The sequence below is a fragment of the Metabacillus litoralis genome (assembly GCF_007994985.1).
Lineage (GTDB): Bacteria > Bacillota > Bacilli > Bacillales > Bacillaceae > Metabacillus > Metabacillus litoralis.
Map to the genome: position 1 here is coordinate 269,138 of NZ_VOQF01000008.1, position 21,202 is coordinate 290,339.

General features: G+C 34.2%; 17 protein-coding genes, 16 tRNA genes, 1 rRNA gene and 1 riboswitch. Of the genes, 4 read left to right on the plus strand and 30 right to left on the minus strand.

All coding sequences use genetic code 11. The features are described 5' to 3' along the window. Positions 1 to 211 precede the first annotated feature (211 nt). Together xylA and FS935_RS16085 are read right to left on the minus strand one after the other, a co-directional pair. Positions 212 to 1,543: a xylose isomerase gene (xylA, locus tag FS935_RS16080; protein ID WP_146949666.1), complete on the minus strand. Its 1,332-nt coding sequence runs from the start codon at positions 1,541 to 1,543 to the stop codon at positions 212 to 214. Between the two features lie 240 nt (positions 1,544 to 1,783). After that, complete coding sequence (locus FS935_RS16085) at positions 1,784 to 3,934, minus strand: glycoside hydrolase family 52 protein (protein ID WP_146949667.1); 2,151 nt, start codon at positions 3,932 to 3,934, stop codon at positions 1,784 to 1,786. Positions 3,935 to 4,217: 283 nt separating this feature from the next. On the opposite strand from FS935_RS16085, the gene FS935_RS16090 reads away from it, so the two are divergent. Continuing rightward, positions 4,218 to 5,378, plus strand: coding sequence for an ROK family protein (locus tag FS935_RS16090; protein ID WP_146949668.1), 1,161 nt, complete (start codon positions 4,218 to 4,220; stop codon positions 5,376 to 5,378). Positions 5,379 to 5,818: 440 nt separating this feature from the next. Here FS935_RS16090 and FS935_RS16095 read toward each other — a convergent pair whose 3' ends face one another. The 4 genes from FS935_RS16095 to FS935_RS16110 form a co-directional block, all read right to left on the minus strand. Then, the gene (locus tag FS935_RS16095) at positions 5,819 to 7,417 is read right to left on the minus strand and encodes a xylulokinase (protein ID WP_146949669.1); all 1,599 of its coding nucleotides are present in this window, start codon (positions 7,415 to 7,417) and stop codon (positions 5,819 to 5,821) included. A 342-nt stretch (positions 7,418 to 7,759) separates the two neighbouring features. After that, the gene (locus FS935_RS16100; protein WP_146949670.1) at positions 7,760 to 9,271 is read right to left on the minus strand and encodes a sensor domain-containing diguanylate cyclase; all 1,512 of its coding nucleotides are present in this window, start codon (positions 9,269 to 9,271) and stop codon (positions 7,760 to 7,762) included. A 78-nt stretch (positions 9,272 to 9,349) separates the two neighbouring features. After that, a riboswitch (cyclic di-GMP riboswitch) is annotated at positions 9,350 to 9,429 on the minus strand. A 171-nt stretch (positions 9,430 to 9,600) separates the two neighbouring features. Further along, positions 9,601 to 10,776 (minus strand): macrolide family glycosyltransferase, encoded by a 1,176-nt coding sequence (locus tag FS935_RS16105; RefSeq protein WP_146949671.1) that lies wholly within the window; start codon positions 10,774 to 10,776, stop codon positions 9,601 to 9,603. Next, the gene (locus FS935_RS16110; RefSeq protein ID WP_338036929.1) at positions 10,773 to 11,204 is read right to left on the minus strand and encodes a helix-turn-helix domain-containing protein; all 432 of its coding nucleotides are present in this window, start codon (positions 11,202 to 11,204) and stop codon (positions 10,773 to 10,775) included. Before FS935_RS16110 ends, FS935_RS16105 begins: the two co-directional genes overlap by 4 nt. A 549-nt stretch (positions 11,205 to 11,753) precedes the next feature. Here FS935_RS16110 and FS935_RS16115 point away from each other — a divergent pair. Together FS935_RS16115 and FS935_RS16120 are read left to right on the plus strand one after the other, a co-directional pair. Then, positions 11,754 to 12,209 (plus strand): hypothetical protein, encoded by a 456-nt coding sequence (locus FS935_RS16115; RefSeq protein ID WP_146949672.1) that lies wholly within the window; start codon positions 11,754 to 11,756, stop codon positions 12,207 to 12,209. Continuing rightward, on the plus strand, positions 12,145 to 12,702 hold the full coding sequence (locus FS935_RS16120) for a hypothetical protein (RefSeq protein ID WP_146949673.1): 558 nt from the start codon (positions 12,145 to 12,147) through the stop codon (positions 12,700 to 12,702). Before FS935_RS16115 ends, FS935_RS16120 begins: the two co-directional genes overlap by 65 nt. A gap of 563 nt (positions 12,703 to 13,265) precedes the next feature. On the opposite strand, the gene FS935_RS16125 is transcribed toward FS935_RS16120, so the two are convergent. The 3 genes from FS935_RS16125 to FS935_RS16130 form a co-directional block, all read right to left on the minus strand. Continuing rightward, positions 13,266 to 13,589 (minus strand): hypothetical protein, encoded by a 324-nt coding sequence (locus FS935_RS16125; RefSeq protein WP_146949674.1) that lies wholly within the window; start codon positions 13,587 to 13,589, stop codon positions 13,266 to 13,268. Between the two features lie 649 nt (positions 13,590 to 14,238). After that, positions 14,239 to 14,409: a hypothetical protein gene (locus tag FS935_RS23460; RefSeq protein ID WP_158638627.1), complete on the minus strand. Its 171-nt coding sequence runs from the start codon at positions 14,407 to 14,409 to the stop codon at positions 14,239 to 14,241. Positions 14,410 to 14,685: 276 nt separating this feature from the next. Continuing rightward, on the minus strand, positions 14,686 to 15,084 hold the full coding sequence (locus FS935_RS16130) for a hypothetical protein (RefSeq protein WP_146949675.1): 399 nt from the start codon (positions 15,082 to 15,084) through the stop codon (positions 14,686 to 14,688). 339 nt (positions 15,085 to 15,423) lie between these two features. Here FS935_RS16130 and FS935_RS16135 point away from each other — a divergent pair, with 339 nt between their 5' ends. Then, positions 15,424 to 16,014: a recombinase family protein gene (locus FS935_RS16135; RefSeq protein WP_146949676.1), complete on the plus strand. Its 591-nt coding sequence runs from the start codon at positions 15,424 to 15,426 to the stop codon at positions 16,012 to 16,014. Positions 16,015 to 16,223: 209 nt separating this feature from the next. Here FS935_RS16135 and FS935_RS16140 read toward each other — a convergent pair whose 3' ends face one another. The 21 genes from FS935_RS16140 to rrf form a co-directional block, all read right to left on the minus strand. Then, complete coding sequence (locus FS935_RS16140; protein WP_146949677.1) at positions 16,224 to 16,502, minus strand: hypothetical protein; 279 nt, start codon at positions 16,500 to 16,502, stop codon at positions 16,224 to 16,226. A 23-nt stretch (positions 16,503 to 16,525) separates the two neighbouring features. Beyond that, a complete protein-coding gene (locus FS935_RS16145; protein WP_146949678.1) occupies positions 16,526 to 16,858 on the minus strand; it encodes a hypothetical protein in 333 nt (110 codons plus the stop codon). 379 nt (positions 16,859 to 17,237) lie between these two features. After that, on the minus strand, positions 17,238 to 17,813 hold the full coding sequence (locus FS935_RS16150; protein WP_146949679.1) for a helix-turn-helix domain-containing protein: 576 nt from the start codon (positions 17,811 to 17,813) through the stop codon (positions 17,238 to 17,240). 90 nt (positions 17,814 to 17,903) lie between these two features. After that, on the minus strand, positions 17,904 to 18,884 hold the full coding sequence (locus FS935_RS16155; protein ID WP_146949680.1) for a tyrosine-type recombinase/integrase: 981 nt from the start codon (positions 18,882 to 18,884) through the stop codon (positions 17,904 to 17,906). Positions 18,885 to 19,056: 172 nt separating this feature from the next. Next, positions 19,057 to 19,138 (minus strand) — tRNA-Leu (locus FS935_RS16160). Between the two features lie 41 nt (positions 19,139 to 19,179). Beyond that, positions 19,180 to 19,265 (minus strand) — tRNA-Leu (locus tag FS935_RS16165). Positions 19,266 to 19,279: 14 nt separating this feature from the next. After that, positions 19,280 to 19,353, minus strand: a tRNA-Cys gene (locus FS935_RS16170). Between the two features lie 12 nt (positions 19,354 to 19,365). Beyond that, positions 19,366 to 19,440: transfer RNA gene (locus FS935_RS16175), tRNA-Gly, on the minus strand. Positions 19,441 to 19,503: 63 nt separating this feature from the next. After that, a tRNA-Gln gene (locus FS935_RS16180) sits at positions 19,504 to 19,578 on the minus strand. 30 nt (positions 19,579 to 19,608) lie between these two features. Further along, positions 19,609 to 19,684, minus strand: a tRNA-His gene (locus FS935_RS16185). Between the two features lie 21 nt (positions 19,685 to 19,705). Next, a tRNA-Trp gene (locus tag FS935_RS16190) sits at positions 19,706 to 19,779 on the minus strand. 54 nt (positions 19,780 to 19,833) lie between these two features. Next, positions 19,834 to 19,917, minus strand: a tRNA-Tyr gene (locus FS935_RS16195). A gap of 19 nt (positions 19,918 to 19,936) precedes the next feature. Continuing rightward, positions 19,937 to 20,009 (minus strand) — tRNA-Thr (locus tag FS935_RS16200). An 18-nt stretch (positions 20,010 to 20,027) separates the two neighbouring features. Continuing rightward, positions 20,028 to 20,103, minus strand: a tRNA-Phe gene (locus tag FS935_RS16205). A gap of 177 nt (positions 20,104 to 20,280) precedes the next feature. Continuing rightward, positions 20,281 to 20,357 (minus strand) — tRNA-Asp (locus tag FS935_RS16210). A 74-nt stretch (positions 20,358 to 20,431) separates the two neighbouring features. Continuing rightward, positions 20,432 to 20,508 (minus strand) — tRNA-Met (locus tag FS935_RS16215). 13 nt (positions 20,509 to 20,521) lie between these two features. Then, positions 20,522 to 20,597 (minus strand) — tRNA-Val (locus FS935_RS16220). Positions 20,598 to 20,658: 61 nt separating this feature from the next. After that, positions 20,659 to 20,730: transfer RNA gene (locus FS935_RS16225), tRNA-Glu, on the minus strand. A 17-nt stretch (positions 20,731 to 20,747) separates the two neighbouring features. Beyond that, positions 20,748 to 20,839: transfer RNA gene (locus FS935_RS16230), tRNA-Ser, on the minus strand. 4 nt (positions 20,840 to 20,843) lie between these two features. After that, positions 20,844 to 20,918 (minus strand) — tRNA-Asn (locus FS935_RS16235). Positions 20,919 to 20,930: 12 nt separating this feature from the next. Next, positions 20,931 to 21,046 (minus strand): 5S ribosomal RNA (gene rrf, locus FS935_RS16240). Between the last annotated feature and the right edge of the window lie 156 nt (positions 21,047 to 21,202).

Here is a 21,202-nt window from a genome sequence, read left to right on the forward strand (position 1 = left end):
TGGAGTAAAATACATCCAGCATACTTGGTATTATTTAAATGATTTAGGTTGTTATCGTAAACTATCTTGCTCTAACAACTCCAAGTAAACAGCATTGCATAAAGCATGGTGGCATCTTTTCTTCTTAAATGAGTACCTATTATGCTATTAAAACAAAGTTACAACTGCTAAATTGGAATATTAGCAACAATTATTCAGAAACGAGCCGTGATTAAACTCTTGCTCCTGAAAGAGTTTCTAATAAGTATTGATTTACCAACCCTTTAAGACGTTCAGTTCTACCAGATTGATTTTTGATTTCATTTAATTGAAGAGCATATGCTTCTAGCTCACGGAAATTTGTTTTTCCTTCAACAATATCTAAGCCAATTCCGCTTGTGTAGCTGCTATAACGTTCTTCAACAAAGCCATCAAGAACTCTATCTTCAATTAATTTATTTGCTACTTTTAATCCGATAGCAAATGCATCCATTCCAGCGATATGTGCATGGAAAAGATCTTCTGCGTCAAATGATCCTCTTCTTACTTTTGCATCAAAATTCAAGCCACCTTTACCTAGGCCACCATTTTTCAAAATTTCATACATAGCTAAAGTGTTTGTATATAAATCAGTTGGGAATTCATCAGTATCCCATCCAAGAAGTGTATCACCTTGGTTCGCATCAACTGAGCCTAACATTCCATTAATACGTGCTGTTCTTAATTCATGTTCAAATGTATGACCTGCTAATGTTGCATGGTTAGCTTCAATATTAAACTTAAAGTAGTCTGTCAGGTCATATTTTTGTAGGAATGCAAGACCTGTTGCAACATCAAAGTCATATTGGTGTTTTGTTGGCTCTTTTGGTTTTGGCTCAATTAAGAAAGGAACATTCAAGCCAATTTCCTTAGCATAGTCTACTGCCATATGGAAAAAGCGTGCTAAGTTATCTTGTTCAAGCTTCATATCTGTGTTTAGTAAAGTTTCATAACCTTCACGTCCACCCCAGAATACATAGTTCTCAGCACCAAGATCTTTTGCTACTTCTAGTGCTTTTTTAACCTTTGCTGCAGAATAAGCAAATACATCTGCATTTGAAGAAGTTGCTGCACCGTGTACATATCTTTGATTTGTAAACATATTAGCTGTATTCCAAAGCAATTTAACTTTGCTAGTTTTCATGTATTCTTTAATCATACCAACAATAACATCTTGATTTTCATTTGTTTCTTTTAAAGTACTACCTTCTGGAGCAATATCAACATCGTGAAATGCAAAGAATGGGACATTTAATTTCTCAAATAGTTCAAATGCTGCTTCAACACGTGCTTTTGCTAGATCTAATCCTGATAAATGATTCCATGGACGAATTGCTGTACCAGCACCAAATGGATCAGAGCCATCTGCAGTGAATGTGTGCCAATAAGCAACTGAAAAACGTAAAAGCTCTTCCATTGTTTTACCGTTTATTTTTTCTTCAGGATTATAATATTTGAATGCAAAAGGATTAGTTGATGAAGCACCCTCAAAATTAATTTTATTTACTGTTTCAAAATATGCCATTGTTATTCCTCCTATTAGTAGGTTATTAGTTTAATATATAAATAATGTAACTGCTTACAATACTATTATTTAATCAGATTATAGCACCGTTCACTTAGTTTGTCTATCCAATAAACTAAGTTATTTTATGTTTTTTATTTTTACACTCTAGATTCTATATAAAATTAATTACCTAACCCTCACAATAATGTGGGTTACGTTCAGGTTAGGTCTCTTCATAGATAACCTCTTAAACTTCTATCATACATTTTGTGAAGATGTAACTAAGTTAGACAACTTCTTGCTTTCTTCTAACCATAAGATACTCGTAACACCACGTGGATAATACTTACTACCAGCTATTTCACCTGAGATAATTTGATCACTCCAGCTCCACACAGATAATGTTGGATGTGTTAGCCATGCAACATGTGCTGCATCTGCCTTAGCTCCTTGTTCATCCCACTTCATATCTAATATCTCACGAGCAATAAATTGACTAAGGTAAATTTTGCTTAACCAAGAGTTATTACTAGTAGAGGAAATCTTCCAGCCACCATCTTCAAACAAACAGACACCTTCAACTAATACAGTTTTTAAATGTGTACTCAATGCTTGCATATAAGCTCCATAACGACCATTGAGATCTAAAGCTTCACGGTTATTTGTATAGTAAGGGAAAATTAATCCTTCAATTGCTGGAATGATTTTAGAATCATTTCCTTCTTTAATAACAGCAGGTATATAGCCATCAGAAGTCACATGTGAAGCAATTGTTTCTGCACATTTTTCAGCTTGAAGACCAGCTTGCTTCGATAAATCAGCATAATCATTTTCTTTAAATAGCTTTTCTAATGCAACATATGATGCCCAAGTCTTTCCTGCAAGGTAAATATTGTTTCTTGCCTGCCCAAGAGATACATCCAAACTATCATAAGTTGTAATTTCCGCTCCACCCATTACACGAGTTGAATCTAGTCCCATAATTCCATCACGTTTATCTGCTTCAGGATGATCACGATTTAACATACTTTCAAAGCAACGAACAAAAATATCTAAATTCGCTTTTAACCAATCTTGATCTCCCGTTTGCTCCACATATACTGACGCACATAGTACCCAGTTCACTAACTGCTCGTAAGTCATATGTGAAAAACATCCGTCTAAACCATAAAGCTCATATGATGAATATTGTGGTCTTGAAATCGTATTTGCCACACCCATATCATGTGTAAAACTAATACCACCAGGATATTCAGTTTCATCACCTGGAAAGCGAACTTTATCTTCATAGCTAAAACGACTAACAAACATATCTAATTCATTTTTAACAGTCCATGGATTCATTTTTAATTCAAAGAAAATTTGGTCAACCGTTAAATCAAATGTATTCATCATGCGGTATTCCCCTTCATTAACAACCCAGAAAGGCTCACCATCAGCATCAAGTAATTGCGTACATCCATAATAACTGCGAATTGAATGGATCATCATGAATTTTTGATCATCAGATAAATCAGATTCACTTATCAATTTATTTGCTTGTACAGCTCTACTTGTAAATTCATTAAAATTTTCCAAAGCATAAGCTGCTACTGATTCAATATTTGGAAAATATTTCGTGTAATAATAAGATGTATCCATTCCAGCAGTTACATATCCTGAACGGTGGAAACATACTGAAAATTTATATGTTCGTTTTTCTCCTGCAGGAACATCCATTATAAGAGCGCCAACAGGTCCTAACCCAAATGCCCAATTCTCCTCAAAAGGAGTCGTTAAAATATTTTCTAAACTAAAATGCAAAGCTGATTTTACTTCAGAATCATTTGAAGTAATAGCAGTTAAACGTCCTTGACCAACACCTGCAATTTTGTCACATGTATCATCTAAACGACGCATTGAGCTATATTGATCACTTCCTTGATATCCAAAGAATGCACGGCGACTTTTTGATCCTTTTGTGTTATCAATCGTAAGCTCTGCCCATACAGCTGGTATTAATGCTTTTTTTAACTCTTCATCAGAAGCAGAAGCTGGATCTGGAACAGATTGTGCTTGTGAATAAATAGTGAAAGTTAAATCCCTAGCTTTCCAGGAGTCTGTTCCTAATTGAAAGTCTCTTTCTATTTCATCCTTAGAATATGGATGAACTATTTTTGGTTTATCTTGATCAGGATCCATATTCTCAATATCATAACGCTTACTTTCGTCATCTTCCATTTCAAAAAAAGGAAGTGCATGATACATTCCTTCTTGCTCTATCGATTCAACACCAACATAAACATTTTTCCTTGGAGATCGACCAAGCTCTAAATCCAATCCTCCCCCATTACCATAAAACCCTAGAGTAAAACTAGAAAACGCACCAATTGGTGAATGATGTGCATTGAAAAACATATTTTTTGTCATATCATTACTCACTCTCCTATCATTAATATAGAAAGCAATATAAATACTATTGCTATATAAAGTAGTTAGAATCATCATGTAAACGGCTTCATTTATCTTATTTGTTAAGCACCTTGTTATGGATTTTTATCCAATAAAGTGGAGAAAAATTCTTACCTCCTTTGTTGAAGTATAAACTTACTAGCTAACTATTTGTCATTATAACACCACACATTAAGTTTGTATATCCATTAAACTAAGTTTATGTTAAAATATAATTACTAATAAATGAGGAGTTTTAGAAGTGGCGTCTATTACCTGGAATCAACAAGTTGTAAAGAAAAACAATAAAGCACTTGTTTTACAATTAATTATCGAAAAAGAACCTATTTCAAGAGCTGACATTGCTCAAGTATCTGGTTTAAATAAAGCAACCGTTTCATCTCTAGTTAACGAATTATTAGAAGAAGAACTTATATTTGAATCAGGACCAGGAGAATCAAGTGGTGGTCGTCGCCCGGTTATTCTTCATTTTAATAAAGCTTCCGGTTATGCCGTTGGTATTGATATCGGAGTTAATTATGTACTATGTGTTTTAACAGATTTGAAAGGCAATATCATCATTGAGAAAAATCAATTAGTAAAAGAAACTCCTTACCATGCCATTATTAAAATCGTTCAGAACATGATCCATTCTCTAATTGATGAAATGCCAAGTAGCAAGTATGGAATTGTCGGTATCGGAATTGGTGTTCCTGGAATTGTAAACAAAGAAGGTGCAGTCCTTCTTGCACCTAACTTAGGCTGGAAGAACATCATGTTGAAAAAAGACCTTGAGGATTTATTTCAAGTACCAGTTATCATCGAAAATGAAGCAAATGCCGGGGCCTTTGGTGAACAACAGTTTGGAGCAGGTCAAGATTATCAAAACATTATATACATCAGTGCTGGTATCGGAATTGGTGTCGGAATTATTTTAAATAAAGAACTATACCAAGGGAAAGATGGCTTTTCAGGTGAAATGGGCCATATGATTATTGATGTTAACGGCAAGCTCTGTAACTGCGGCAGTAAAGGCTGCTGGGAGGCATACGCATCAGAAAATGCATTATTAGAGATGGCTGGTGAAACGTCAGAAACACTAGAATCGCTAATAAAATTAGCAGAAAATCAAAACAAAAATGCCGAAGAACTATTTGAAAAAATCGGTCAATATTTAGGATTTGGGATTAATAATGTTATTAATACGTTTAATCCTGATCAAGTGATTATCGGTAATAGATTGGCATTAGCAAAAAACTGGATAGAGCAACCAGTTATCACAACGATAAAAAATCACACATTATCACACCATCAAAAAGAACTACAGCTACATTTCTCAAAGCTTGGAAAATATTCAACTGCATTAGGTGTATCTGCGTTTGTTGTTGAAAGTTTTATTAAGGGAGAAGCAAAAAATATATAACAAAGTTCTGTACTTAAGAAACCCTTGCTTTTTATGAATAGCAGGGATTTTCTTATGCAGACATGCAATAAAGAGGATGTGACATAATTAAAGAAGTCATAAAAAAACGAATAAATCTAAATTCAGTTAAGCTGAAAGAAACAAGTTCGTTCCATTGCGCTACAGACATTTGCTTTCCGCGGGGAGGAAGCTAAGCCTCCTCGGCGCAAGCGCCTGTGGGGTCTCAGCCTTTCCTCAGCACCCGCAGGAGTCAAATGTCTTCCACTCCATTCCACTAATTCTTAAAAATAGGTTACAAAATCAAAAAAGCTATTGAAGACTGCAAATAAAAGCCCGAATTATTAGGCGAATGTAAAATTGACATATCACCTAATAATTCGGGTTTATCTTTAGCTTAAATACTTATGTCCCAATCGCATTTTCATTACGCGTTCTTTACATTAGTTAAGATTTTCAACTGCCGCTCTTTCAATTGCAAGTCCTTTTTTGTATCGTTCCATAAATCTCTCAAAGCCTTCAACATCCTTAGGATCAGGAGACATTGTCTTTCCTTCTTGACCTGCGAATACCTTTTCGTTTAAATATTCTTCTAATGTTTGATTTTCTTCTTTGTTATTCATATAAGATGCAAGCAGTGCGATTCCCCATGCCCCACCTTCTCCTGCTGTTGTCATAACAGAAACAGGAGTATTGAAAGCTGCAGCTAAAATGCTCTGTCCTACACCTTCCGTTTTAAAGATTCCACCATGACCTAAAATTTCATCTAGTTCTACTTTTTCTTCTTTAATAAGAATATCCATTCCGATCTTCATTGCACCAAATGCCGTAAATAAATGTGTACGCATGAAGTTCGCTAGATTAAAATTACTTCCTGAAGAACGAGCAAACAATGGACGACCTTCTTCAAAGTGAGTCATATGCTCTCCAGAAAGATAGCCATATGATAACAGACCGCCAGCATCAGCATCACCTTCAAGTGCTTTCTTAAATAACGTTTCAAACAATTTATTTTTATCTACTTCTATTCCTAATGCTTGAGTGAATTCTTCAAATAATCCTACCCATGCATTTAAGTCAGAAGAACAATTATTAGAATGTGCCATTGCTACAAGATTACCTGTTGGAGTTGTAACAAGATCAATTTCTGGATATACTTTCGACAAATCTTTCTCCATCACAACCATCGCAAATGCAGAAGTACCTGCAGAAACATTTCCAGTACGTTTTGCTACACTATTTGTTGCAACCATACCAGTTCCTGCATCACCCTCAGGTGGACATAGTGCGATACCTGCTTGAAGCTCTCCTGACACATCAAGAAGTTTTGCCCCTTCTTCTGAAAGAACGCCAGCTTTTTCTCCTGCTACTAAAACTTGAGGAAGAATATCTTCTAGCTTCCATGGTAACTTATCAGCTTCAACCAACTCATTAAATTGATTAATCATTTCTTGATTATAATTCTTCGTGTTTAAGTCAATTGGAAATACACCAGATGCTTCCCCAACTCCAAGAACTTTTTCACCTGTTAATTTCCAATGAATATAACCAGCTAATGTTGTTTGAAAATGAATGTTAGCAACGTGTTCTTCTTGATTCAAAATTGCTTGATATAAGTGAGCAATACTCCATCTTTGTGGAATATTATAATTAAATAGCTCTGTTAAAGTTTTTGAAGATTGTTCAGTGATATTGTTTCTCCAAGTACGGAAAGGTACAAGAAGTTCACCATCTTGATCAAATGCCATATATCCATGCATCATGGCACTAAAACCGATTGATCCTACTGTTTTCAATGTAACGCCATATTGCTGTTTGACATCACTGGACATTTTTTGATAACTATCTTGTAATCCTCTCCAAATATCTTCAACACTATATGTCCATACATTGTTTTCATAGCTATTTTCCCAATCATGGCTACCAGATGCGATTGGCGTATTATCTTCACCAACAAGAACTGCTTTAATTCTAGTTGAACCAAGTTCAATACCAAGTGCTGTTTTACCATTTTCAATCATATGTTTTACATCGTAACTCATTTTGTTTCCCCCCGATAACATAATAGTAGTAACCGTTTACAAATATAATGGACTTAAAAGTGTAGATAACGTGAATACACCATGTTTCACGAACCTTAACTTTATGTACTCCTTTACGAAACGTTTGTACGTAACTATTTAACTACACATCTACTACCCTTATAATTTGTACGCACGTATATTGTCATAACTCTATAATACTCCAATTTGTACGTACAATCAAGATCATGTTTAGTTATTTTCTCCCTTTAACTGTGCTAAGTTATTTTCTATAAAAACAAAAAAAAGACTACCATACTTTAAATGGAGTCCCCAGTAATATGATATTAAGTTTTTTTGAGATTATGAGTTCTTCCCTTTATGTTTCTCTGCATACATACGTTTGTCTGCTACACTATACAGCTGATCCATCGTTACACCATCGGCAGGGTAAGAACTAACACCAATACTAGCAGATAGATGTAGTTGATTTTGATCTGATAACGTTAACGGTGTCGCCAGCTGCTTCTGAATTTTTTTGATGATGTTCTCTGTTCCATCAGCACTAAGTAACATAACAAATTCATCTCCACCTAGTCGTGCTGCATGATCGTTCTCTGACGCAAATTCCTGTAAGATGTTTGCGATATGTTTTATCGCATAATCTCCAGCTTGATGACCAAATGTATCATTAATCCTCTTTAATTTATTTAGATCCATCAATAGCAGATTAAACTTCTCTTTTCTATTCAAAAGCTCTGATATTTGTTTTTCGAATGCAGCACGATTTGATAACCCTGTTAATATATCGTGATAAGCTAAATACCGTACTCTCTCCTCTTTTGTTTTAGCTTCGGTAATATCTTTTAACATCACAAACTGTAGTGTTTTTCCTTCTACCAAAATAAATTCATAATCAACCAGTAAAGTTTTTCTTTCTATTAATTTATTAACAAATGTTAACTCTAAGTTTTCGACTTTTGTTTCTTCCATAAATACCTTTTGGTATTTTTTAATAAATATCTCTTTGTCAACCTCACCTAAAAACGGAACAATAGATTTGTTAACAAGTTCTTCTCTTTTCACACCAAGATATTGAAAGATTTGTGGACTAGCCTCAAGGACTTTTGCTTCAATATCCATAATAAGTATTCCTAGAGGGGAGCGTTGAAATAAAATATTATACCGCTTCTCATAAGATGATAAATAATCAAATTTAGACATACTAAGAAAGATAGCAACTGCCCAAAATAGAGATCCATGAGGGATAAAGTAAATGAAGAAATATAGATTTGTATTTTGGAAGATTAGAGCTGCCACTAACATAATGAACGTCCACACGAAATATAATAGCATCCCTTTATACCATAATTTAGCGGCATTATTTCCCTTTTTCATTTCAATTACGGTTAAAATAAGGTTAAACGTAAGATAGGAGAAATCAACGATCCATAACAAATATAAACCAGGTCCTGGAATGAATGTTGGCTCTAAAAGATTTGTATCACTTCTTAACATCCATGAATCAATTGGTAACGTTAATAACATCACAACACCAGGGACAAATAAAAGCTTAAGGTATTTTCCTTTTTTCTTAGCGTACATATTAGCATTCATTAACCAAAGATGAAGGGATAATAAAGAAGAGATAGTAATAGCTCCATTCACCCAATAAATTGTAATTCCATCAAAATATTTTGGATAGGCAATAAAAGTAGTAAATACCCCTAAGAACCACATCGATGTGAACACATACAATAAACTGCATGTAATATGCTTTGCACTATGGCGATTTCGGCTATACACCATCCCCGCCATATAAATAAAGATACATGCTGGAATCAGGTACAAGATGCAATAAAATAATAACTTCAAAAAACTCACCTTCCAACTATGTATTCATGATCAAACAATAATAAAAAAACTGCTTATCACAGCAGTTTCCATTAATTTATAGGTAACCCGGCTGTCATACTGTGTTTAGACCCGTGGCTTTGCGTCCTATGCTTTCACATAGTTTGCCAAACTATTTAGTTATCATAAGTATAGTTCATTTCTCCTAGTTTTTAAACAACTTTTGTTATCTAGCTTTTTTCGTATGTAATGCAACTAAATAGAAATAATAACTTATTATACAACAGAATTTCAATTTAGAAATGTGTTAAATATCACCAGAAAGATAATCAATGGTCTCAGTTCATTGATTATCCCGAAATTTTTTTCAGTATAACATTCGCTGCTTTTACAGCACCGCCTGCATTTTTAAATTGTTCGGAAAGCTCTTGTGCATTTTTAGAATATATTCTATTACTTAAAATATTTTCTACTGTTATGGCTATATGTTTAGGTTTGTTTCCTTTTAGTTTTATCCCTGCACCAAGTTCTGCAACTCGATCAGCTACTACTCTTTGCTCACTATGCTGTGGAAATAAAACCATAGGAACTTTATAATACAAGCTTTCATTTACACTATTCATACCGCAATGTGTAATAAATACATCTGCTTTCTTTAATATTTCAACCTGATCCACATGGTGTTTAATTGTAAAATTGTCAGGTATGAGGCCAAGGTTGTCAATCTCTGTTTTTTCACCAACTATCATGATTATTTTATAATCACTGTTTGAGAAAGCATTCATGCAATTTTTATAAAAATCATAATTTTGATTAAGTACAGTTCCTAATGAAATGTAAATGACCTTTTCACGATTTTCTTTCTGATCTCCATCACAAGATTGTCGGATCGAAGGACCAACAAAAGTATATCGTTCAGAAAACGTATCAGCCATTGGTTGAAATTCTTTTGATGTATAAACAATCGTGTCTGTTTCATTATCATTTTGAACAATTGAGATAAAACTATCCACTTCATACCCATGTGATCGTAATAGCTGCATTTTTTTATTAATGCGTGGCATACCCGTTATCATTTTCACAATTTCTTTTAAACTACGTTTCATCAGTTTTGCAGTATGCTTATTAAATGCAAAAGTTGTTGTTGAACAAATGTAGCGAATTCCTAGCTTACTAGCAAATAACTTCCCCCAAAAGCATAAAGAATCAGACACAATGCAATCAGGTTTAAATTCTCTTAATTCTTTACATACCTTTTCATCTAAAGAAATGGTTGTATCCACAATCATCTCAATCAATGCCGCAAAGTCCTTTCCTACTTTGCGATTTAATTCCTCCTGTGAAATTGGCGGTAAAAACTCATCACAAGAAAGAAATTCGGCACCGATGTTTTCTATTTTTTCTTGAAACTCATTGAAGGAGTAATACCATACCTCATGGCCTTTCCTTACTAATTCTGATACCACCGGAAGAGTCGGATTTGTATGACCATGTGCTGGAATAGAAAAAAAGACAATTTTACTCATTCTGATTCCTCTTCTGCCAATTCCGCCCTACGAATCATATCGGCAAACTCTAAAAAGCTATCACTTTTTAAAATGGCCATTCCTTTTGTTGCATCTTCTCCTAAAACGACTAGCTTATCACCAGCTTGAATTTGATACATTTCACGTGCCTGTTTTGGAATAACAATTTGACCTCGCTCGCCTACCTTTACAACACCAAAAAACTGCTTACCTTTTGGAGCAATCTGCTCTATTTCAGCTTCACTCAAATCACCTGATAATTGATCCAATGTCACCTCAAAAATACCTGCCAACACTTTACATTTATGAATATCAGGCAACACCTCATCATTTTCCCATTTGGCTACAGTTTGTCGTGATACATTTAACTTTTCAGCAACGACTTCCTGACTCATTTTATATCTTTTCCGTAAAACACGTATATTCATTCCAATTATATCTTCATCAACTCCTATAAAGTTAATATATATAAGGTATTTGATATAGTCTATCAACATTTTAAAACAATTTATGTTAAGAATTGTGGCATTTTATTAAGATTCATAAATTATAAATAGGAGTTATTAACTAGAAACCATACTATGAAGAGAAACGTAGATATATTAGCAATACAAAAGGTGATGAGAAAGCTTTAACTCAAATAATGCCCGTAAAGTCTTCCTTTATTTGTCTATATTGTTTTATAATAATTTAAACAAGATGTTAGGGAAAATGTAGTATGTATATAGCACTTTAGTTAGAGTGACGACTGAGTCAATTCTTCTGTATTATTAAACAGCTGGTGAAAAATTGAAATATTGACTTCTATACTTACAATATCCTTAATTTTTCTTTACCAAATGATTGTTAGTTCAATAAGGATATGTTTTGGAGCATTCGTGACGACATATACTTCAACTTATTATTATAAAATAAAGAAAAGAGGAACATGTTTACTAAATTAGAATACACAATTACATAGGTATGGAGTGGTTTATATGAAAATAGTCGTTAGATTACTTGCATTAATATCAGGCATAGCACTGTGTCTGTTTAGTTTGTTTGCTTTTATTGGGATTACTGCTGATTTAAGCAGTGAAGCCTTATGGGTCAATATCTTATTTTATATTTTTGCATGTATCATGCCAGGTTTAGGAGGCTTTTTTCTATGCAAGTGGGCAATACAAGCAGGAAAAAATAAACGGAGAAAATACGAAGTATTAGAGAATACTATTTTAAAAGTAGCTGAAAACAGAGGAGGTCGCTTAACTCCCATCGAACTGGCAATGGACACAGACCTAACATTAGATGAAGCAAAAGCATTGCTTGAAAAATGGGCACTCAAAGGATATGTAACGATAAAAGTCAGTGAAGGTGGTGCATTAATATATGACTTCACAGGAATTACAACAGAACAAGAAAAACAAACCGCAAAAGGCGTATCAGAATTTTAAGAAACAACAACAGCAAAATGTTGTGAAAGCTGGAGCAGGTCAATCTTACTCCTACAAGACATTTTTTATCATATTTTTATCTATTAGTTTCTCTATGACTATTGCTCTATTCCCTCTCGTCATGGCAATAGAAAGCTTTTTTTCTCCTAGTGAACCCTTTGATGTAACACTTTTTATCATTGGATTGCTTTTGGAAGCTATTAGTATAACGATCATAATACATTATACAAAAAAGAATTCTCGAAAACATGACAGTTTGTTAGAGGGTGTTGTGTTAAAACGGGCATTTAATAATAAAGGGATAGTAAAAGAAGAAGACTTTCATGTGCCACCTCTTTCAAGATGGAGGAGTAACCGAACAATCAAAAAGTTCCTTAGAAATGGCACAATGGAGATAAAAGAAAATAATGAAGGTGACACTATTTACTTTATTCCACATGTTATTTCTGTTAGAGAGAAACAAGGAGCAAAAAGTGTTTTTGATTTTGAGTGATAACTAGTTCATATAACCAAACTAATGGACTATCCTTTTAAAAATGGTAGTTCTTTTTTTTGATCATAAAAGATAATCGATATCACATTTACTTTTTATGTACTTGATAAGTACATAACGAAAAACTACCGCTAATCTCTACAGCAACGAGAACCATTGAGATTAATTGTCTTGATCCATCGATATAAATTCCACGTTGGTTGAAAAATTTATCGGCAAATAAACAACAAACGCTAATACAGTAGCTGAACCAATATAACGATTCTAGACATGCGTATTATGCCAAATAGATTTAAATAAATTAGCTACAATCTTTCAGCAAACAGCCTTTCAAAAAAGACCTTATCGATTAAAACGATAAGGTCTTTAACTAGTTGAAAATCCAATTGGATTTAAATTATTCTTGAATCAATTCGTCACTAATACTGTCAGCAATAGCTTAAACGTCTTCATAGTTAAATTAAGAACAAATTGAAACTCCTATTTTAAGCAGAGTTCCATCTTCAGGATATTAGCCTTATTTACTCTTTATACAGCTCTTCCTTTAAAACAAATGCTTTTCTTTATTTGGTCATTTCGATGATGTCCTGATTTTTATCCTTACTTGCTGCATCCAAAAGAATAAATATTGCTGATATAATATGCATAAACATACCGACAATAGGAATCCATCCGATAGCAGATGTTACAATTCCGAGTATGTTACCCGTTGCTTTCACTCCAACTTTTTTGGAGAATATCACTACTAGGATATGAAAAGCTAACATTATGACTAATGGAGTCCATCCAAAGCCTAATACAATACTACCTCCTATAATTGGTATACCTAGGAAAGCTTCAAGTCCACCTGATATCCACTTTAACGTCTTCACTGTTTGTCTATTCATTATGATCACCTTTTTCATGATTATAAAAAATACTTCTTCCTATAATACGTACAAAAATGTTTTAGGTTTCACAATTAGATACAAACTATTAACTATATGGAAACTCAGCACGAAATCGAAAAAGTTAAAAACCAAAAGATATCATACAGTAGCTATCACTTTAAGTTTGGAGTCGAATTAAAGAATTAGAAAATTTCTCATTTTGTTGGAATGATAGTTATATGGACAATTTTGCAAGATCCTCTTCTCGCCTCTAGATTTCATCGTAAATTACCTTGGAATAATCGTTAGTTATTGTCATCACGATTATTCCTTTACTTAATGATATTCTTCTCCTATATAAAGCATAAAAAAGGTCAATACTCTGACTGCTCAAAGCATTGACCTATAAGGGTTTATTTCATTTTATGATACCAGTGGTCGGGGTCGAACCGACACTCCCGAAGGAACACGATTTTGAGTCAGAAAGTTCCTTTTCATCACTTTTATATTATAGTTAATTACTGTGATATTAAGTAATTCTACAGTAATTGAATTCTTAAGATTTATTCTATTCACACGATTCATTATCATTGTACTATTAGTCATACTTATTATCAACGAATTAATTGTTGCTATTTTTAATTAGCACCAAATCCATCTTCTACAGCTATATCTCCATATACTCTTCCATTTCCGTTATATAACGGTCTATACATTCGCTTTCATAATTTGATTTTTCAATTAATCTAGTTAATACTTTGATTTCCAGTTTTAACACACCAACTATATTAAGTAAACGTTGATTTTCTAATTCAAGATTTTCCACTTTTATATCCATTCCCTTCTTGATGTTTTCACTTAGGTACTTGCAGTTTCATGAATTATTAGGACATATGAATTTATTTTATCCAAGGAAGTTCATAGATATAGGTGGAAAGGGATTGAGTTAGTTTTTAAACTGTACTTAATCTATGGACTTTTCCCTCTAGTAATCGAGTCGAATGGAAACTCAGTAGCAATTTACCAAAAGATAGTTTACTTGAATACAATGATTTCATTTATGCAAAGGGTGGAATTTAAATTTTGATTTTTCATTATTTCCCTAGTTAAATTTTCACACATAATACTTTTTCTTAGTAATATATACTTCATTTAAATCATTTTCATATGGACTAAAAGTTCGACCATACTTTCTGTTTATTTCTGCAATAATCAAATCATTGGATTTAGTTATAGGCATGGAATCTTCACTAATATCTTCATATGGTAATTCAATTTCAAAAGGTATTCCCTTTTCTCTATATCTACCTTTTGGATAAACTTTGCACTTTACTATAACGGAATGTCTCTCCCTACCAATCAATCTTTTAAACAGATTAATAATTCGTGTTCTGATTGGCTTGATTAACAAGGATAGAAAGAAAAGTAAAATCCCAGCTATTACCTTAATTACCATAGTATCTATTAATTGGTTTAAAGAAATGCTAGATATTAAATCTACTAATTGGTTCATCAAATCATTCCTTATTTGTATTATTAACTTAATCTATTAAAACCCTTACTTACAGGAATATTATACCATAAGGATTTTCAATCTGGTGCATATCTATAGCAAATGTATGACTGGCACCAACGTACCCCCTACCTCCCCCATGTACCCCTTTAGTAGGTTTTATATTGTAACGAAAGGTATACTTTTAGAACACTATTTTCCGACAATTATAAATTTACTATTTTCAATGATTTCTATTGTTAAATAAGTAACGGAAGGTTGTAACGTAATTAAATTAGTGTTACTATGTGTGTAATGACAAGTACATAATATTATGTTACAGATAAGGGGAATGAGAACATGTCTAAAGTATACGGGTATTGTAGAGTTAGTACCTCTGGGCAAAACATATCAACTCAAAGACAATTATTAAGGCAATATGATGAGAACGTTAAATTAATTGAGGACAAGGCTACTGGGAGAACAAGAGAACGTGAAGGACTTACCAAGCTACTCAATACTTTACATGACGGTGATACTATTGTAATTACTCGTATTGACCGAATAGCAAGAAATGTAAAGGATTTACTATTAATTGCTGAGGAATTTGAAGCTAAGGGTGTTACCTTTGTCATCTTAGATTTAAATGGAGATAGGGTAAATACTTCTACTCCAATGGGTAAATTTATGATTACTGTTCTAGGTGCAGTTGCTGAACTTGAAATAAATACATTAGATGAGAAGCGTAAATTGGGTATGCAATTAGCTAGAGAAAATGGTAAGCATATAGGCAGAAAGGCAGATTTAACACCTGAGGACCCTTCTGTACAGGAGGCTATTAGAAAATATCTAGAAGGAAAGATACCTGTTACATTGATTTGTGAGCAGCATAATATTAACCGTATGAAGTTCTATAGATTATTGAAAAGACATGGTATTACTAAAGGATAGCCACTTACGACATTCTAATAGTGTCGATTATTATATGTGCACGGTTCATTGTTTCATTCTTAGAATAGAATGCTTAAACAACTGGTACGATTGACTTCTATGAGAATTCTGTTTCAAAAAGATATTCTGGGTTGCATATTCTATCACAAGTCATCCGATTTTCAGCTATTCTTTGAGAAAAATAAAAGGCACCTTTAATGGGTGCCAGATTATTCTTCGTCCTCTTCTTCGTCTTCCTCATATACCTCAGGTTCAGTAAGGACAATAATTTTTCTACTACGTGTGACCTTATATTTAGTGTCCCAACTTGAACCTGTTACTTCAAATGATTCTTCTTGTACACTAAAACGCAATAGAACGGTGTTTTCAAAATCAAGGAGGATGTACTCATTTTCATTTGCATTTTCGTTGTTAGAAAATATTTTGTAGTCAGGATGTGCTGTAAGTTCCCAACTAAAATTTAATTCATGCTTTTTGTGATGTACCATTAATTCTACCTCACTTTTCTACCTTAATTTACGTTTACGTCTTTCTCATAAAGGCTAATCACTTCAATATCATACTCTTTTTGTATATCGCTTAGCTTATAAATTCCCCCAGGAGTTTTTCCTGTAGATATACTTTCAATTTTGCTTTTAAGTGCATCAGTAAAATACTGACCTACTGCAACGCCTTTATCGTATTGTTTGTTCACTTCTGCAACAAAATCTTCACTCAAAATTCTACGAAATGAATGATGGATTATAGCATTTACAAGTGTTAATTTCTTTCCATTAATAGCTTTTACAATGTAATAGTTCCCTAATTCATCTTGAATTAAATCTCTAATAGGTAAAATCTCCATATTTAAACACTTCCTTTCACATACTAAATTCGACTAATTGAGACTTATTTCCTGCTAGTAACTATAAGTCTATTTAAAAGTTTAAGACCATAGTTCAATATATGAACGTTACTACTCTTTTACTTTAACTAATTACTCTCTTCTCTCTTAGTGGTGTTTTCTTTTAATCTTTTATCTTAGGTAGGAATATCTTTATATATTATGTCTTATTACTATAAGTCTGTTTAAGTAAGTCTGTTTAACGTTCATATTGTAAACCTTCAAAGTATTTAATCTGAACTCCAAGAAGTTAATAAGTTGAACTCCATTATTTTAAAAGTAAATACTTGTGATTAAAATATAGTATAAATCCATATATATCAAGGGGTCTCCTAATCTATTAGTCACAAGTAGAATTAAATTTATTTAGTTTTTCCAATGTCTCTATTTCCTCAGGTAATAAACTATTAATATCTATATTAAAGGCAGTGGAAATTTGCTTAGCTTTAATTATTGATTTTTCATTATCCTCTTTCGTCTGTTTATAGTGCAATAATCTATTCTTATCCTCTACCTCTTGGTTAGTTACTCTAGCTTTAAATTCTTCAATTTGCTTCACTTTGTCCGGTACACAAGCATATAAGACCGATCTTTCTAGTGGCTTGTAAACAAGGTAAATGTTATTACCTTTTCTAGTCTTTGATTTTTTAATTAGCCCTACGGAAATTAAATTTCTCAAGCACTTATGAATTGAAGGTTTCGCTTTAATTCCTGTATCGATTCTTAACTGTGCAATTGTTGGATATGCGTATCCATATTCAGGATTATAGTACCTAAGTAATCTAATATATACCACTAAGTCATTTCCTGATATTAACCCTATTTCTAAATAGTCATATAATTCCATTGGTACTAACTCAAAGTTTCCTTCTAAATTTCCTTTGCAAATAATTCCACTACTTTTAACTTTTAACATTCCTTTTTCCTCTTTTCATTTTGATAGTTAGTTCAATATTTTAAACCTTCAATTACTTACTTGCAGAAAAAAGAGGAAAAAGGACAATATTTATTTTAGTACTTTTAATGGAGAAAACTCCTTATGTCTTTCCCTTACATCTGTTCCAAATAAATTCACATAAGTTTTAACTATCTCCATACTAGTGTGACCAAGTATAGTCTGTAATTCAAAGATGTTAGCACCTTGTTGGACACTTAACTTAGCAAAGGTATGTCTAAATGTATGGCAGCTACAACGAACATCTTTTAAATTAGCCATTTCTCCATATTTAGTAATCCTTTGTTGGATACCTCTCTTTGTAAATCTGCCACCATCAATAGTAACAAATAATGCTTCACTTTCGACATATCCTCTAATAGCTATATACTTCTTAAGCTGCTTTTTCATGGTAGTTTGGATAGGTACTAAGCGTTCCCTATAACTTTTTGCATGTTTAATTATAATCATGCTATCTTCCCAGCGAATATCATTTAAGGATAGTCCAGCTAACTCATTAACACGTATACCTGTTTCAAGCATTAGTAACATAATGGTATAGTCACGAACTCCTGTAAAGGTTTTTAAATCAGGTTGTTTAAACAACTTATGTAACTGCACCTTAGTAAAGGTGTTAATGACCGTCTTTCTATCCTTTAATAATTTTATATTCTCCATAGGATTATTAGGAATCTGTTTCTGATTATAAAGAAAGTTAAAGAATGAACGTAATGCACGTAATCTTGTATTGATTGAAACAATCCGATTTCCTTTATAATTTCGCATATAAAGTATTACGTTTTCTTTTATATGTTCCTCTGTGACGTTATATGGCTTTAACAATGTTGTATCTATTCCTTGACCTCTAAGTTGATTTAAGAAAGCATTAAACTCATTCAAATAATATTTAACAGTATGGGGTCTAAGATTACGTAAATCACAGTCTTTAATGAATAAATCAATTGCCACATTAAATGTTTCTACATAGGATTTCGTTTCCTTTTCCAATACAGATAATTCAATTTCATTTAATACATTTGTACGTCTAGCCATTTTAAACACTCCTTAACAGTGAACACGACCTGTGAACACGATTTTAATATATTTTGTCGTGTAAAATATAACCCTAAAAACAACAAAAAACGCCTACCTACAATTCTGTAGATAGACGTTGAATACGTTGATATTACTTAATTCACTGTTAATTGACTATAATATAATTAGATACCAGTGGTCGGGGTCGAACCGACACTCCCGAAGGAACACGATTTTGAGTCGTGCGCGTCTGCCAATTCCGCCACACTGGCAAAGATAGTAAGTTATTTTTGCTAAGGTAAAATAACTTTGATGCCGAGGACCGGAATCGAACCGGTACGGTAGTCACCTACCGCAGGATTTTAAGTCCTGTGCGTCTGCCAGTTCCGCCACCCCGGCAAGGGTGTTTTAAATGGAGGCGGCAACCGGATTTGAACCGGTGATAAAGGTTTTGCAGACCTCTGCCTTACCACTTGGCTATGCCGCCTTTAAATATTATTGGAGCGGAAGACGGGATTCGAACCCGCGACCCCCACCTTGGCAAGGTGGTGTTCTACCACTGAACTACTTCCGCAATCATAATATTAGTTATTATATAGTATAGCCTATGCAAAAAGACTAAAAATGTGAAAGAAAATGGCTGGGCTAGCTGGATTCGAACCAACGCATGTCGCAGTCAAAGTGCGATGCCTTACCGCTTGGCTATAGCCCATTGAAAATCTTATAATTTATAATATAAAAATGGGGCGACTGATGGGAATCGAACCCACGAATGCCTGAACCACAATCAGGTGCGTTAACCACTTCGCCACAACCGCCACAATATATTAATGTTTAATTGGCAGGGGCAGTAGGAATCGAACCCACACCAAAGGTTTTGGAGACCTCTATTCTACCGTTAAACTATGCCCCTAAGATGAATCTTTTCTTTAATAATGAATGTTATTTTCGCTTCGCGAAAAAACAATGGTGGAGGGGGGCAGATTCGAACTGCCGAACCCTAAGGAGCGGATTTACAGTCCGCCGCGTTTAGCCACTTCGCTACCCCTCCATATTAAGAAGAAAAACAGTGCCGGCGAGAGGACTTGAACCCCCAACCTACTGATTACAAGTCAGTTGCTCTACCAGTTGAGCTACACCGGCTAAAAAATGAAACAAAAATGGTGGCTCAGGACGGAATCGAACCGCCGACACATGGATTTTCAGTCCATTGCTCTACCAACTGAGCTACTGAGCCAATAAGGTTTACGGCTTCCACTAAACTTCGAATCTCTTCATCAGCTCCATCACTCACATCCTCACGTATTGACATACGCTCCGGTGTTCGCTCAGTCGCTTCTTCGACCTTCTCGTTTATTGAAACCCTTTTACACTAAAGAAAGATAGTAGTGTAAATTAATCTTCAAAAATTAAATGGCGGTCCGGACGGGACTCGAACCCGCGACCTCCTGCGTGACAGGCAGGCATTCTAACCAACTGAACTACCGGACCAATTTTTTTCACGTAGTGAAAATAAACAACCTTGAACTTTTCTTAAGAACAAAGTAAATACTTCAAAGGAAATTTGGTTGCGGGGACAGGATTTGAACCTGCGACCTTCGGGTTATGAGCCCGACGAGCTACCAGACTGCTCCACCCCGCGATAATAATATAAATGGTGGAGGATGACGGGATCGAACCGCCGACCCTCTGCTTGTAAGGCAGATGCTCTCCCAGCTGAGCTAATCCTCCGAATAATGTTCATATATTTTATATGAAAGTAAGTTATTTTCGCTTTGCGAAAAAACTTTGATGACCCATACGGGATTCGAACCCGTGTTACCGCCGTGAAAGGGCGGTGTCTTAACCGCTTGACCAATGGGCCTATATATATTTAAATAGTGGCGGAGAGCAAGGGATTTGAACCCTTGAGACAGCTTACACCGCCTACACGATTTCCAATCGTGCTCCTTCGGCCACTCGGACAGCTCTCCAAAATGGCTCCGCAGGTAGGACTCGAACCTACGACCGATCGGTTAACAGCCGATAGCTCTACCACTGAGCTACTGCGGATTAATATACAAAGCCTGGCAACGTCCTACTCTCACAGGGGGAAACCCCCAACTACCATCGGCGCTGAAGAGCTTAACTTCCGTGTTCGGCATGGGAACGGGTGTGGCCTCTTCGCCATCATTACCAGACATTTGTGACAAAAACTATTATACTAGTTATGAAGAATATTTCAAGTCTTTTTCAAAACTTATATATTCCTTCAAAACTAGATAACGATTTAAACAATTCAATTCACTGACGTTCGCTTAAATATTAGGTTAAGTCCTCGATCGATTAGTATCTGT